The 14,490-nt window shown below is 64.4% G+C and carries 13 protein-coding genes; 6 read left to right on the top strand and 7 right to left on the bottom strand.

The window, feature by feature from the left end:
- Positions 1–6: 6 nt before the first annotated feature.
- Complete coding sequence (locus NLM27_RS31995; protein ID WP_254147069.1) at positions 7–1,014, bottom strand: aldo/keto reductase; 1,008 nt, start codon at positions 1,012–1,014, stop codon at positions 7–9.
- A 120-nt stretch (positions 1,015–1,134) separates the two neighbouring features.
- On the opposite strand from NLM27_RS31995, the gene NLM27_RS31990 reads away from it, so the two are divergent.
- Entirely contained in the window at positions 1,135–2,046 is a 912-nt protein-coding gene (locus NLM27_RS31990) for a LysR family transcriptional regulator (protein ID WP_254147068.1), read from the top strand.
- On the opposite strand, the gene NLM27_RS31985 is transcribed toward NLM27_RS31990, so the two are convergent.
- A complete protein-coding gene (locus NLM27_RS31985; protein WP_254147067.1) occupies positions 2,043–3,044 on the bottom strand; it encodes a D-glycerate dehydrogenase in 1,002 nt (333 codons plus the stop codon). The two genes, NLM27_RS31990 and NLM27_RS31985, sit on opposite strands and share 4 nt — an antisense overlap.
- Before the next feature lie 324 nt (positions 3,045–3,368).
- Here NLM27_RS31985 and NLM27_RS31980 point away from each other — a divergent pair, with 324 nt between their 5' ends.
- Complete coding sequence (locus NLM27_RS31980; RefSeq protein WP_254147066.1) at positions 3,369–3,899, top strand: SH3 domain-containing protein; 531 nt, start codon at positions 3,369–3,371, stop codon at positions 3,897–3,899.
- A gap of 177 nt (positions 3,900–4,076) precedes the next feature.
- Here the strand turns inward: NLM27_RS31980 and irrA are convergent, their stop codons facing one another.
- The gene (gene irrA, locus NLM27_RS31975) at positions 4,077–4,568 is read right to left on the bottom strand and encodes an iron response transcriptional regulator IrrA (RefSeq protein ID WP_091882249.1); all 492 of its coding nucleotides are present in this window, start codon (positions 4,566–4,568) and stop codon (positions 4,077–4,079) included.
- 352 nt (positions 4,569–4,920) lie between these two features.
- Between irrA and fabA the strand changes: the two genes are divergently transcribed.
- The 3 genes from fabA (at position 4,921) to fabI (ending at position 7,624) form a co-directional block, all read left to right on the top strand.
- Positions 4,921–5,442 (top strand): bifunctional 3-hydroxydecanoyl-ACP dehydratase/trans-2-decenoyl-ACP isomerase, encoded by a 522-nt coding sequence (gene fabA / locus NLM27_RS31970; protein ID WP_254148982.1) that lies wholly within the window; start codon positions 4,921–4,923, stop codon positions 5,440–5,442.
- A 39-nt stretch (positions 5,443–5,481) separates the two neighbouring features.
- The gene (fabB, locus tag NLM27_RS31965) at positions 5,482–6,705 is read left to right on the top strand and encodes a beta-ketoacyl-ACP synthase I (protein ID WP_254147065.1); all 1,224 of its coding nucleotides are present in this window, start codon (positions 5,482–5,484) and stop codon (positions 6,703–6,705) included.
- A gap of 118 nt (positions 6,706–6,823) precedes the next feature.
- Complete coding sequence (gene fabI, locus NLM27_RS31960) at positions 6,824–7,624, top strand: enoyl-ACP reductase FabI (RefSeq protein ID WP_254147064.1); 801 nt, start codon at positions 6,824–6,826, stop codon at positions 7,622–7,624.
- 111 nt (positions 7,625–7,735) lie between these two features.
- Here fabI and NLM27_RS31955 read toward each other — a convergent pair whose 3' ends face one another.
- Genes NLM27_RS31955 through NLM27_RS31945 form a run of 3 tightly spaced genes read right to left on the bottom strand, consistent with a single transcriptional unit; the run spans position 7,736 to position 9,727 of the window.
- Complete coding sequence (locus NLM27_RS31955; RefSeq protein WP_254147063.1) at positions 7,736–8,332, bottom strand: glutathione S-transferase family protein; 597 nt, start codon at positions 8,330–8,332, stop codon at positions 7,736–7,738.
- Positions 8,329–8,793 (bottom strand): GNAT family N-acetyltransferase, encoded by a 465-nt coding sequence (locus tag NLM27_RS31950; RefSeq protein ID WP_254147062.1) that lies wholly within the window; start codon positions 8,791–8,793, stop codon positions 8,329–8,331. The genes NLM27_RS31955 and NLM27_RS31950 overlap by 4 nt, the downstream gene beginning before the upstream one ends.
- A 7-nt stretch (positions 8,794–8,800) precedes the next feature.
- Positions 8,801–9,727 (bottom strand): hydrogen peroxide-inducible genes activator, encoded by a 927-nt coding sequence (locus NLM27_RS31945; RefSeq protein ID WP_254147061.1) that lies wholly within the window; start codon positions 9,725–9,727, stop codon positions 8,801–8,803.
- Between the two features lie 113 nt (positions 9,728–9,840).
- On the opposite strand from NLM27_RS31945, the gene katG reads away from it, so the two are divergent.
- Complete coding sequence (katG, locus tag NLM27_RS31940) at positions 9,841–12,006, top strand: catalase/peroxidase HPI (protein ID WP_254147060.1); 2,166 nt, start codon at positions 9,841–9,843, stop codon at positions 12,004–12,006.
- A 234-nt stretch (positions 12,007–12,240) separates the two neighbouring features.
- On the opposite strand, the gene pnp is transcribed toward katG, so the two are convergent.
- Positions 12,241–14,403 carry a polyribonucleotide nucleotidyltransferase gene (pnp, locus tag NLM27_RS31935; protein WP_254147059.1) on the bottom strand — a complete coding sequence of 721 codons (2,163 nt, stop codon included), beginning with the start codon at positions 14,401–14,403 and terminating at the stop codon, positions 12,241–12,243.
- Positions 14,404–14,490 lie beyond the last annotated feature (87 nt).

The raw sequence follows: 14,490 nt of genomic DNA, 5'->3' as shown, positions 1-14,490 counted from the left end.
TCGCCGTCACCTGGTGGCCGGCTTCTCGCTGTCGAGATGCGCCATTTGCTCGGCGGCGTAACGCGTGCCGGCGGCGACATCGCGCGGGAACGCCTTTGTCAGAGCTGCAAGATGAGCCGGCGTCAGCGTGACCTTCGTAGCGCCGAGCGCTTCGGTGAGACGATTGCGGGTGCGCGCGCCGACCAGCGGGACGATTGCCTTGTCCTGCGCCGCCACCCAGGCGATTGCGACCTGCGCCGGCGTCGCGCCGATCTCTGCGGCAATGGCGCGCAGCTGCTCGACCAGCGCGAGATTGGCATCGAGATTCGATCCCTGGAAGCGCGGCGTCATCAGCCGGTAGTCCTTGCCGGCCTTGCCTGAGTCCTTGGTCCAGTGGCCGCTGATCAGGCCGCGCGCGAGCACGCCATAGGCGGTGATGCCGATGCCGAGCTCGCGGCACGTCTTGAGGATGTCGCGTTCGATGCCGCGCTCGATCAGCGAATATTCGATCTGGAGATCGGCAATGGGATGCACCGCATGCGCGCGGCGGATCGTGTCTGAGCCGACCTCTGACAAGCCGATATGCTTGATGTAGCCGGCCCTCACGAGATCGGCGAGGCCGCCGATGGTGTCCTCGATCGGCACGTTGGGATCGAGCCGCGCCGGGCGATAGATGTCGATGTAGTCGGTGCCGAGACGCTGCAGCGAGTAAGCGAGGAAGTTCTTTGTCGCGGCTGGCCTTGTGTCCATGCCGGCGAATTCGCCGGCCGGACCGCGCAGCGCACCGAACTTGACGCTGATCTGCACCTTGTCGCGCGCAACCTCCTTCAGCGCCTCGCGGACCAGCATCTCATTGTGGCCCATGGCGTAGAAATCGCCGGTATCAAGCAGCGTGATGCCGGCATCGAGCGCTGCATGCACCGTGGCAATGGCCTCGCCGCGATCGGCCGGGCCATAGACCTCCGACATGCCCATGCAGCCGAGCCCAAGGGTAGCGACGGTGGGGCCGGTTGAACCGAGTTTGCGCTGTTGCATGGTGGCTCTCCTCAAAAAGGCGGCAGGCTGAGTGCGCCGCGTGACGAGGGCTGATATGCACCTGCTCGATTGCGCCGATAAGTTGGACAATCCAGAATAGCTTGTTCATTATGTCGAACAATGGCCGAGCCTGATCTGCGCGATCTCGATGTCTTCGTGGCGGTCGCCCGCACCCGCAATTTCCGGCGTGCGGCGCAGGACATTCGCGTGTCGGTGTCGAGCCTTAGCCAGCGCCTGCGGGACCTCGAGGAGCGCCTCGGCGTCCGCCTGATGAACCGCACCACCCGCAGCGTCGCGCTGACCGAGGCGGGCGAATTGCTGCTGTCACGCGTGGCGCCGGCGCTGCGCGATGTCGGCGATGCCCTGGATCAGGTACGGGGCCTGCGCGAGGTCGCCTCAGGCCGCCTGCGCATCAACGCGCCGCCGCCGGCGGTCGACCTGGTTCTGGCGACGATGGCCGGGCCGTTCCTTCGCGAGCATCCGCAGGTCGATCTCGACATCGTCTCCGAAAGCGGTTTCGTCGACATCGTGAGTCGTGGCTACGATGCCGGCGTCCGCTACGGCGAGCATCTCGCGCAGGACATGGTGGCGATCCCCCTGAGCGGACCGCAGCGTTATGTCGTCGTCGCATCGCCCGACTACGTCGCGCGCCGCGGCAGGCCGCAGCATCCGAAGGATCTGCTCGACCATGACTGCATTCGCGCCCGCTACTCGAGTGGCGTGATGCATGATCTGGAATTCGAGAAGGCTGGCCAAATCGTGAAGGTCGATCCGCCTGCAAAACTGATCTCGACCAATATGAATCTTGCCATGCGCGCTGCCCTCGACGGCGCTGGTATCTGGGCAACGCTTGATGGCTACGTCCATGGCGCCGTGACGTCCGGCGCGCTGGTCAGCTTGATGGAAGATTGGTGCGAGCCGTTTCCCGGACCGTTCCTGTACTATCCGAGCCGCCGCCAGGTGCCGCCGGCGCTGCGCGCCTTCATCGATTTCGTCGCAGGTTGGCGCAAGCGCGGGACAGATAGACCCTAGAGCATGCTCGGCAGCACGCGATCCGGCGGCTTGTGCGCGTCGAGGAACGTGCGGATGTTGATGATCACCTTCTCGCCCATCTCGACGCGGCCTTCGATCGTGGCCGAGCCCATATGCGGCAGCAGCGTCACCTTGCCGGCCTTGGCGAGCCGCACCAGTTTTGGATTCACCGCGGGCTCGTGCTCGTAGACGTCGAGCCCGGCGCCGCCGATCTCGCCGCCTTCGATCAGCTTGATCAGGGTGTCCTCGTCGGTGACCTCGCCGCGCGCGGTGTTGACGATGTAGGCATCCTTGCGGATCAGCTTCAGCCGCCGCGCCGAGAGCAGATGATAGGTCGCCGGGGTGTGCGGGCAGTTCACCGAGATGATGTCCATCCGGGCCAGCATCTGGTCGAGGCTTTCCCAATAGGTCGCGCCCAGCTCTTCGGCGATCTTCGGGGCGACGGGGCGGCGGTTGTGATAGTGGATCTGCAGGCCGAAGGCGCGGGCGCGGCGCGCCACCGCCTGGCCGATGCGGCCCATGCCGATGATGCCGAGGCGCTTGCCGCCGATGCGGTGGCCGAGCATCCAGGTTGGCGACCAGCCCGGCCAGGCTTTTCCTTCCGTCAGGATCGAGGCGCCTTCGATCATTCGCCTGGGCACGGCGAGGATCAGCGCCATGGTCATGTCGGCGGTGTCTTCGGTCAGGACTTTTGGCGTGTTGGTGACGGTGATGCCGCGGGCATGCGCAGCCTCGACGTCGATATTGTCGACACCGTTGCCGAAATTGGCGATCAGGCGGAGCTTGCAGTCGGGCTGATTCACGACCTCGGCACTGATATGGTCGGTCACGGTCGGAACCAGCACGTCGGCGGTGCGCGCGGCCTCAAGGATCTGCTCGGCCGACATCGGCGTGTCGTCGAGATTGATCCGCGCCTCGAACAGTTCGCGCATTCGCGTCTCGATCGAATCCGGCAGCTTGCGCGTCACCACGACGAGGGGCTTTTTCTTCACCGACATGTCCTGCTCTCATGGGGCGTCATGGGCCGCCTCTGTCGCCAAAGGCAGGTCGTTGAGGCCTCATTAACCCGGTTGTTCGACACTGCCCTTGCCGTGTCGTCCCCGGCGTTTCCTTCAAGCTCTCCCGATATTTCCGGCCGGAAAATCGGGGCAAACTGGTTGTTCAAGCGTCCGTCCTCTCTAGCAGAAGGCCGGGCCAAGACAAGAACCACAGGTCGGGCTTGCGGAACACCTGCGTGGGGCGGGACAGGGGCTGGCGCGGCAGGGTTTTGGATTTTGGGGTGAGGACCTGGCTCGGGCAGGTCTTCGACAGGAGACGGGTAAATGGCGTTGGGGCGTTTTTGTTCGGTGATGGCGCTCGTTTGCACCTGGTTGAGCGTCTCGGTCAGCCCCTCGCATTCGGCGAAGGACAGCACCCCCCAGACCGCTAGCGGCTTGCCGGTGCCGCGCTATGTCAGCCTCAAATCGGACCACGTCAACGTTCGCGCCGGCCCGACCAAGGATAACGACGTCGCCTGGGTCTATACACGCGCTGGCCTACCGGTCGAAATCACCGCCGAATTCGAGAACTGGCGCCGGGTGCGCGATTCCGAAGGCGCCGAGGGCTGGGTCTATCACTCGCTGCTGTCGGGCCGCCGCACTGCGGTCGTCACCATGAAGCACAAGGACGACCTCGCGCCGATCTACGACCGCGCCGATCTCGACAGCGCGGTTGCGGCCAAGCTCCAGGCCGGTGTCGTCACGCAGGTGAAGAAGTGCACCGCAAACTGGTGCCACGTCACCGGCAACGGCTTTGACGGCTGGATCCAGCAGGAGCGCCTCTGGGGCGTCTACTCGGACGAGCAGGTGAATTGACGCCGAAGGCGTCATCCCGGAGCGATGCGCAGCATCGAATCCGGGATCTCGAGATTTCTCAGGTGCGCGAGTGCGCACCATAGTTCGGTGCTGCGCACCGGCCCGGAATGACGGTGCAAACGACAATGGCCGGGACAAGCCCGGCCATGACGACGATCTCAGCAGTTTGGGACGATCTCAGCGCTTCTTGCGCAGGCGCACGACCATGTCGATGCGCGAGATCTCGTAGCCCTCGGGCACCTCGGGCATCTTGGACAGCGCCAGATGCGGATCCTCGATATCGACCAGCTCATGGCTGTTCTCGAGGTAATAGTGGTGGTGGGTGGTGACGTTGGTGTCGAAATAGGTCTTGGTGCCGTCGACGCTGACCTGGCGGAGCAGGCCGGCATCGGTGAGCTGGTTCAGCGTGTTGTAGACCGTCGCCAGCGACACCGGAACCTTGGCCAGTGTCGCTTCCTCGTAGAGCATTTCAGCCGTGAGGTGGCGCGCTCCTTTGCCGAACAGGAGCCAGCCGAGCGCCATGCGTTGGCGCGTCGGACGGAGCCCAGCGGACTGGAGCATTTCGTTGACATCGTGCCATGGGCAGCCGGTCAAAGCCGGCTGGCGGCCGGACAGGAGGGCCGCGGAATGGACGTCGTCGTCGTGATGGGGCGCGGTATTCTCGCTCATTATCCAGATTTCGGCACGCGTGAACAATATCTCTCAGCAATATAAGAACAGAAAGATGCAGATGCAAGTTTCTCGCAACTAGAGAGGTTCTAATCAGGCTTGGAACCGGTCGAGGGACCCGTCATTTTACCTTCATGGATGCGCTTTGCCACCCGAAATGGCCTGTGTTAGAGAGCGCGCGGTTCCGCACAGCCGATTTTGGCGCAGCCAGGCATGGAGGCCCGGCCCGCAGTCCATCGGGGCTTGCGGGAGGTGCGCCTGACGATGGCAATTGGCGTTGCTCTCCGACCGAGACGGGGCCCATTTTCGCCAGAAAACGTCGCCCAATCTGGATTTGAATAGAGGCTCGTGCATGCTGAACAGGCGCAACGGTTACGAATACGAAGATCTGCTGGCTTGTGCCCGCGGCGAGATGTTCGGCCCGGGCAATGCCCAGCTGCCGCTGCCGCCGATGCTGATGTTCGACCGCATCTCGGAAATTGCCGACACCGGCGGGGAATTCGGCAAGGGGCTCGTGCGTGCCGAGCTCGACGTGAAGCCGGACCTCTGGTTCTTCGGCTGCCACTTCAAGAATGACCCCGTGATGCCCGGCTGCCTCGGCCTCGATGCGCTGTGGCAAATGGTCGGCTTTTTTCTGGGCTGGACCGGGGGCGAAGGTCGTGGCCGCGCGCTTGGCCTGAACGAGCTGAAGTTCAGCGGCCAGGTGCTGCCCGAGGCCCGCAAGGTTGTGTACAACGTCGACATCAAACGCGTGATGCGTTCAAAGCTCGTGCTCGGCATCGCCGACGGGTGGCTTTCGGTCGATGACCAGATTATTTATCGCGCGAAGGATCTGAAGGTCGGACTGTTCAAGCAGGGCACGAGCCTGGGCTGAGCGCATCACCACGAAGACAACGATTGAGGCGAGGCTGTCATGAGGCGGGTTGTGGTCACCGGGATGGGCATCGTCTCATCGATCGGAAACAACACCCAGGAAGTGCTTGCGAGCCTTCACGAGGCGAAGTCGGGCATTTCGCGGGCTGAGAAATATGCCGAGCTCGGCTTCCGTTCGCAGGTCGCGGGTGAGCCGACGCTCGATCCTGCGACGGTGGTCGACCGCCGCGCGATGCGTTTCCTCGGCCAGGGCGCGGCGTGGAATCACGTCGCGATGGAGCAGGCGATCCAGGATTCAGGCCTCTCGCCTGACGAAGTGTCCGATATCCGCACCGGCATCATCATGGGCTCAGGCGGCCCCTCGGCGCGCACCATCGTCGAATCCGCCGACATCACCCGCAGCAAGGGACCAAAGCGCGTCGGACCGTTTGCAGTGCCGAAGGCGATGTCCTCCACGGCGTCCGCGACGCTGGCGACCTGGTTCAAGATCAAGGGCGTGAACTATTCGATCTCCTCGGCCTGCGCGACGTCGAACCATTGCGTCGGCAATGCCTATGAGACGATCCAGATCGGCAAGCAGGATATCATCTTCGCCGGCGGCTGCGAGGAGCTGGACTGGTCGCTCTCCGTGCTGTTCGACGCCATGGGCGCGATGTCCTCGAAATACAACGACACGCCCGCCACGGCCTCGCGTCCCTACGACGTCAATCGCGACGGCTTCGTCATTGCCGGCGGCGCCGGCGTGCTGGTGCTGGAAGAGCTCGAGCATGCCAAGGCGCGCGGCGCGCGCATCTATGGCGAGATTGTCGGCTATGGCGCCACCTCGGATGGCCATGACATGGTCGCGCCGTCGGGCGAAGGCGCCGAGCGCTGCATGCGCATGGCGATGTCGACGGTGAAGACCAAGGTCGACTACATCAATCCGCACGCGACCTCGACACCCGCCGGCGATCCGCCGGAGATCGAGGCGATCCGAAGAGTGTTCGGCGTCGGCGAGAAGTGCCCGCCGATCTCGGCGACCAAGGCGCTGACCGGCCACTCGCTGGGCGCCACCGGCGTGCAGGAGGCGATCTATTCGCTGCTGATGATGAACAACGGCTTCATCTGCGAGAGCGCGCACATCCAGGAGCTCGATCCGGTGTTCGCGGACATGCCGATCGTGCGCAAGCGCATCGACAACGTCAAGATCGGCACCGTGCTGTCGAACTCCTTCGGCTTCGGCGGCACCAACGCCACGCTGGTGTTCAGCCGGCTGGATGCGTGACCCCTTGCGGACGCGCTAATGGTTTTTTCGTCATGGCCGGGCTCGTCCCGCCTGCGCGGCCGAAGCCGCTTCGGCGAGGCGAGCCCGGGCATGACGGAGAGCGGAGAATAATTGCGAGATGGAAGGTTTGATGAAAGGCAAGCGCGGTCTGATCATGGGCATCGCCAATGATCATTCGATCGCCTGGGGCATGGCGAAGACGCTGCACGCCCATGGCGCCGAGCTGGCCTTCACCTTCCAGGGCGAGGCCCTGGGCAAGCGCGTCAAGCCGCTGGCGGAGCAGCTCGGCGTCGAGCTGGTGCTGCCCTGCGACGTCGAGGACATCGCCAGCGTCGATGCGACCTTCGCTGTGCTTCGCGAAAAGTGGGGGCAGCTCGATTTCGTGATCCACGCGATCGGCTTCGCCGACAAGAACGAGCTGAAGGGCCGCTACGCCGACACCAGCCGCGAGAACTTTTCGCGCACCATGGTGATCTCCTGCTTCTCGTTCACGGAAGTCGCAAAACGCGCGGCCGAGCTGATGACGGAGGGCGGCAGCATGATCACGCTGACCTTCGGCGCGTCGGAGCGCGCGATGCCGAATTACAACGTGATGGGCGTGGCCAAGGCGGCGCTGGAAGCCTCCGTGCGCTACCTCGCGGCGGACTTCGGACCGCGCGGCATCCGCGTCAACGCGATCTCCGCAGGCCCCATCCGCACGCTCGCCGGCTCGGGCATCGGGGAGGCGCGCGCGATGTTCGCATTCATGCAAAAGCACGCGCCGCTGCGCCGCGGCGTCACGCTCGACGAGCTCGGCGGCTCGGCACTGTATCTGCTGTCGGATCTCTCCGGCGGCGTGACCGGCGAAATCCATTATGTCGATTCCGGCTACAACACTATCCTGATGCCGAGGCCGGACGATCTGAAGACGTCGGAATAAGATGCTTTCGTAGGGTGGGCAAAGCGAAGCGTGCCCACCTCTTCCGTCGCTCTCGTCGAGAGACGGTGGGCACGGCGCAAGAGCGCCTTTGCCCACCCTACGAGAGGTGGTTTATCCCGCCGCGATCTTCTCGGCGCGCTGGAACGCCGGCCGCGCCATGCAGCGTGCGAGATAGGCGTCGAAGGCCGGGCGCGACGGCACCATCTTGAACAGGCGCACCGCGAAGTTCAGGCCCGAGCCGATCGTGATGTCGGCGGCCGAAAAGTCCTCGCCGAGAATCCACGGCCCCTTCTCGAGCGCGGCTTCCAACACATCGAAAACCTGCGTCGCGCTGCCCCAGGCCGCGGTCGAGGTCGGGATCTCGATCTTGGTGAAGATCTGGATGATGGCGGGCTCGATGCAGCCCGGCGAGAAGAACAGCCATTGCAGATAGCGCGCGCGGCGCGGATCAGTCACGGCGGGCGCGAGCCTGGTCTCGGGGTAGCGGTCGGCGATGTAGGCGCAGATCGCAGCGGCCTCGCCGAGCGCGGCGTCGCCGTCAGTCAGCGCCGGCACCTTGCCCATCGGATTGACCTTCAAATAGTCCGGCGCCTTCTGCGCGCCGGTCGAGATGTCGGTCAGCACGCGCTCATAGGGAAGGCCGCTCTCCTCCATCAGCCAGAGCGTGGTGAACGAGCGCGAGCGGGGCGACCAGTAGAGCTTGATCATGGGGCATGTCCTTTGTTCGTCCACCGGTAGTACTTCATCATGAACCCGTTCGACGGCTCGATCTCTTCCTTCTCGAACACGAACCCCTCGCGCTCGTACCAGCGCCAGGCCTTTTCGTTCTCGCGCACGCAGCGCAGATACATTTCATCCGGCATTTGCGCGCGCGTGAAGGCGAGTAATTTCCGCCCGAGCGATCGGCCCTGATAGGCGGGCGCGACGAAAAGCATGTCGAGATAGAGTTTTGGCAGATGCAGCGCGAGCATGGCGGCGATCGTGCCGTTGTCGTCGGCGACGAACAGGCTCCAGCCCTGCTCGATCTCGCGCCGAACGCGCGCACGCAAATTGGCGAGCAGGAACTCGCTGGCCTCGGCGAGTCCTGTCGAGACCCAGCTCTCCATCCAGACGCGGCCGACCTCATCATATTCGTCCGCGCGGGCGGGGCGGATGATGGGATGCGACATCGGGACCTCAACCGCGTTGGTTGCGCGCGGCCAGACGTGGGCGCGCCTTGCCGGCCGACAGGCACACCACTTCGGAGATTTGCAGCAGCTGCCGCGCCAGCGGGCTGGTCTTGCGCCAGACCATGCCGATGGTGCGGGAGGGCTCGGGGTCGCGGAAGCGCGCCAGCGAGACCGAGGCCGATCGCGTCTCGACCGGCACCGCCATCTCCGGAATCAGCGTGACGCCGATGCCGGCGCTGACCATCTGGACCAGCGTCGAGAGCGAATTCGCGTCCAGCATCTCGCGCGGCGGCGCCGACTGCATGTTGCAGAACGACAGCGCCTGGTCGCGGAAGCAATGCCCCTCCTCGAGCAGCAACAGCCGCATCTCGCGCATCATCTCGCGCGACGGCACCGGGGTGCCCGCGTCCGCGCCCGGCCGCACCAGCAGGAATTTTTCGTCGAACAGCGGGACCTCGGTGAGCGAGGGCTCGGACACCGGCAATGCGACGATGGCGGTATCGAGCCGGCCCTCGACGAGCTCCTGGATCAGCCGCGGGGTCATGGTCTCGCGCACGCGGATGTCGAGCTCCGGATGCATGCGCGTCAGATTTTTGGTGATCGTGGGCAGCAGGTACGGCGCGATCGTCGGGATCATGCCGATGCGCAGGCGACCTGAGAAACGGTCCTGCGAGGCGCGGGCGAAGTCGCTGAGCTCATCGACCGAGCGCAGAATGTCGCGGACGCGATGGGAGAGTTCCTCACCGAACCGGGTCAACGCAACCTGCCGGGCGCTGCGCTCCAGCAGCAGGCCGCCGAGAGTTTCCTCCAACTCCTTGATCTGCATCGACAAGGCGGGCTGAGAGATGGAACAGGACTCGGCCGCGCGGCCGAAATGGCCGTGGCGCGCCAGCGCATCGAAATAGCGAAGCTGGCGCAGCGTCAGGTTTATCATCAGAAAATCCTATCGCAGCGATCATTAAAGTCAACTTCACCTGATAGGACGCGGTGCTTAGAGTGGTTCTACCTGGTCAAAGGCGCCGTCGGACGCCACCAGAGGAGGTAATCATGGATGACACTTCGAAGTGCCCGTTTTCGGGCGGAAAACCCACGCGCGTGAACCGCGACTGGTGGCCGACCCAGCTCAGCATCGAGATGCTGCACAAGAATTCCGACCTGTCCGATCCGATGGGCAAGGAATTTGACTATGCCAAGGAATTCAAGTCGCTCGACCTGAACGCGGTCATCAAAGACCTGACCGCCCTGATGACGGATTCCCAGGAATGGTGGCCGGCCGACTTCGGTCATTACGGCGGCCTGATGATCCGCATGGCCTGGCACAGTGCGGGCACCTATCGCACCACCGATGGCCGCGGCGGCGCCGGCGCCGGTCAGCAGCGTTTCGCCCCGCTCAACAGCTGGCCCGACAATGCCAACCTCGACAAGGCACGCCGCCTGCTCTGGCCGATCAAGCAGAAATACGGCCGCAAGCTCTCCTGGGCCGACTTGATGGTGCTGGCCGGCAACGTCGCGCTGGAATCGATGGGCTTCAAGACGTTTGGTTTTGCGGGTGGCCGCGCCGACGTCTGGGAGCCGGAAGAGCTTTATTGGGGCCCCGAAGGCACCTGGCTGGGCGATGAGCGCTACAGCGGTGAGCGTCAGCTCGCCGAGCCGCTCGGCGCCGTGCAGATGGGCCTCATCTACGTCAATCCGGAAGGCCCGAACGGCAAGCCGGATCCGGTCGCCGCGGCCAAGGACATCCGCGAGACCTTCGCCCGCATGGCGATGAACGATGAAGAGACCGTCGCACTGATCGCCGGCGGCCACACCTTCGGCAAGACCCATGGTGCCGGCGATCCGTCGCTGGTCGGACCGGAGCCGGAAGCGGGCGCGCTCGAGGACCAGGGTCTCGGCTGGAAGAGCAAGCACGCTTCGGGCCTCGCTGGTGATTCCATCACCAGCGGTCTCGAAGTGACCTGGACCACGACGCCGACGAAGTGGAGCAACAACTTCTTCGAGAACCTGTTCAAGTACGAATGGGAGCTGACGAAGAGCCCGGGCGGTGCAAACCAGTGGACGGCCAAGGGCGCCGACGCGATCATTCCTGATGCCTTCGACAAGTCTAGGAAGCATCGGCCGACGATGCTGACGACCGACCTCTCGCTGCGCCTCGATCCGGCCTATGAGAAGATCTCGCGTCGCTTCCTCGAGAACCCGGCCCAGTTCGCGGACGCCTTTGCCCGCGCCTGGTTCAAGCTGACCCATCGCGACATGGGCCCGATCCAGCGTTATCTCGGCCCGCTGGTGCCGAAGGAAACGCTGATCTGGCAGGATCCGATTCCCGCCGTGAATCACGAGCTGGTCAGCGATCAGGACATCGCTGCGCTGAAGACCAAGATCCTGGCTTCGGGCCTCTCGGTGTCCGAGCTGGTTTCGACGGCGTGGGCGTCGGCCTCGACATTCCGGGGCTCGGACAAGCGCGGTGGCGCCAATGGCGCGCGCATCCGTCTTGCCCCGCAGAAGGACTGGGAGGTGAACCAGCCGGCTCAGCTCTCCAAGGTGCTCGGCAAGCTCGAAGCGATCCAGAAGGACTTCAACGCCTCATCGGGCGCCAAGAAGGTCTCGCTCGCGGATCTCATCGTCCTCGGCGGTTCTGCCGCGGTCGAGAAGGCCGCGAAGGATGGCGGCGTCGACGTGAAGGTTGCCTTCACGCCGGGCCGCATGGATGCTTCGCAGGAGCAGACCGATGCAGCCTCCTTCGCACCGCTGGAGCCGCGCGCCGACGGCTTCCGCAACTACATCGGCAAGAAGCATCAGTTCCTCCAGCAGGAAGAGGCCCTCGTCGATCGGGCCCAGCTTCTGAGGCTGACCGGTCCTGAGCTGACGGTGCTGGTCGGTGGCCTGCGTGTGCTCGGCGCCAACGCAGCCGGTTCGAAGCATGGTGTCCTCACCGCGAAGGTGGGTACGCTGAGCAACGACTTCTTCGTCAACCTGCTCGACATGAGCGCGCAGTGGACGTCGGCTTCTGACGGCACCTATGAGGCTCGCGACCGCAAGACCAACGCGGTGAAGTGGACCGGCACGCGCGCCGATCTCATCTTCGGCGCGCATTCGCAGCTCCGCGCCTTCGCCGAGGTCTACGCCATGTCGGACGCGAAGGAGCAGTTCGTGAAGGACTTCGCCAAGGCCTGGACCAAGGTGATGAACCTCGACCGCTACGACATCGCGGCGTGAGGTGAGCTGATATCGCCACGGGCTCCGTGCAACCTCTCCCGGTTGCGGGAGAGGTCGGTGCGAAGCACCGGGTGAGGGTTCTCTCCTCGCTGGGAGTCTTTCAGCGGAAACACCCTCTCCCCGACCCTCTCCCGCAAGCGGGAGAGGGAGCGCAGATCGCCCGGAGCGAGTGCAGGCGACAAACAAAAGGGCGGCCGCGAGGCCGCCCTTCGTGTTTCTGATGCAGGGAAGCGATTACTCGCCGGCCGCTTCGCGCGGGGCCTTCTCGCCCTCGCCGCCCTTGTCCTTGCCTTCAAGATCTTCGCCGGTGGTCTGATCGACCACCTTCATCGACAGGCGGGTCTTGCCGCGGTCGTCGAAGCCGAGCAGCTTGACCTTGACCTTGTCGCCTTCCTTGACGACGTCGGAGGTCTTCTGCACGCGCGCCGAAGCGAGCTGGCTGATGTGGACGAGGCCGTCCTTGGAGCCGAAGAAGTTCACGAAGGCGCCGAACTCCATCACCTTGACGACGGTGCCGTCATAGATCTGGCCGACTTCCGGATCGGACGCGATCGACTTGATCCACTTGATCGCGGCCTTCATCGCCTCGCCGTCGCTGGAGGCGACCTTCACGGTGCCGTCGTCCTCGATGTTGACCTTGGCGCCGGTCTTCTCGACGATCTCGCGGATCACCTTGCCGCCGGTGCCGATCACTTCGCGGATCTTGTCGGTGGCGATCTTGAAGGTCTCGATGCGCGGCGCGTATTCGCCGAGCTCGGCGCGGGCCGCGGTCAGAGCCTTGGACATCTCACCCAGGATGTGGATGCGTCCGTCCTTGGCCTGGGCCAGCGCCACCTTCATGATCTCTTCGGTGATGCCCTCGATCTTGATGTCCATCTGGAGCGAGGTGATGCCGGCTTCAGTGCCGGCCACCTTGAAGTCCATGTCGCCGAGATGGTCCTCGTCGCCGAGGATGTCCGAGAGAACCGCAAAGCGCTTGTCTTCGAGGATCAGGCCCATCGCGATGCCCGCGGTCGGCCGCTTCAACGGCACGCCGGCATCCATCAGCGCCAGCGAAGCGCCGCAGACCGAAGCCATCGAGGACGAGCCGTTCGATTCGGTGATCTCCGACACCACGCGCGTGGTGTAGGGGAATTCGTGATGCGGCGGCAGCACCGGGTGGATCGCGCGCCAGGCCAGCTTGCCATGGCCGATCTCGCGGCGCTTGGTGCCGCCGAGGCGACCGGTCTCACCGACCGAGTAGGGCGGGAAGTTGTAGTGCAGCAGGAACGTCTCTTTGTACGTTCCCGACAGCGCGTCGATGTACTGCTCGTCTTCGCCGGTGCCGAGCGTGGTCACGACCATCGCCTGGGTCTCACCGCGGGTGAACAGCGCCGAGCCGTGGGCGCGGGGCAGCACGCCGACTTCGGCGACGATGTTGCGGACCGTCTTGGAATCGCGGCCGTCGATGCGCTTGCCGGTGTCGAGGATGTTCCAGCGAACGATCTTCGCCTCGAGCTCCTTGAACACGCCGGCGATGCGCAGCTTGTCGTATTTCGGCTCCTGCCCTTCGGGGAAATAATGGGCGATCACCTTTTCCTTGACCTTGCCGACCGCGGCGTAGCGATCCTGCTTGACCGGAATGGCGTAGGCGGCGCGCAGCTCCTGCTCGACGATGCCCAGCATTTCCTTCTCGAGCGCGGAATTGTCGATGACGGTGACTTCGCGCGGCTCCTTGGCGGCCTTCTCGGCGAGCTCGATGATCGCGTTGATCACCGGCTGGAAGTGGCGATGACCGAACATCACGGCGCCGAGCATGATGTCTTCGTTCAGTTCCTTGGCTTCCGATTCCACCATCAACACGGCGTCGGCGGTGCCGGCGACGACGAGGTCGAGCTGGGTGTCGACCATCTCGTCGAGCGTCGGGTTGAGGATGAACTCGTCATTGGCGAAGCCGACGCGGGCCGCGCCGATCGGGCCCTTGAACGGAGCGCCCGACAGGGTCAGCGCAGCCGATGACGCCACCAGCGCGACGATATCGGGATCGTTCTCCATGTCGTGCGACAGCACGGTGGCGATCACCTGGGTCTCATTGCGCCAGCCGTCGACGAACAGCGGGCGGATCGGACGGTCGATCAGGCGGGAGACCAGCGTCTCCTTCTCGGTCGGACGGCCCTCGCGCTTGAAATAGCCGCCGGGAATGCGGCCAGCCGCGTAGGTCTTCTCCTGATAGTCGACGGTCAGCGGTAGGAAGTCGACGCCTTCGCGCGGCGCCTTCGCCGCGACGACGGTGGCGAGCACCACGGTCTCGCCGTAGGTGGCGACGACGGCGCCGTCGGCCTGGCGGGCGATCTTGCCGGTTTCGAGCTTGAGAGGGCGTCCGCCCCAGTCGATCTCGACCGAATGCTTATTGAACATAGATGTCTTCTTTCATGGTTCTCGAAAGAAGGGACGGCTCGAAAAACAAAAACCATGCGCAAGATTGCGGGATACTGATCGAAGCGG

Origin of the sequence: Bradyrhizobium sp. CCGB12, assembly GCF_024199845.1 — a bacterium.
In the GTDB taxonomy this organism is placed as follows: Bacteria; Pseudomonadota; Alphaproteobacteria; order Rhizobiales; family Xanthobacteraceae; genus Bradyrhizobium.
This window is presented reverse-complemented; position numbering and strand designations above follow the sequence as displayed.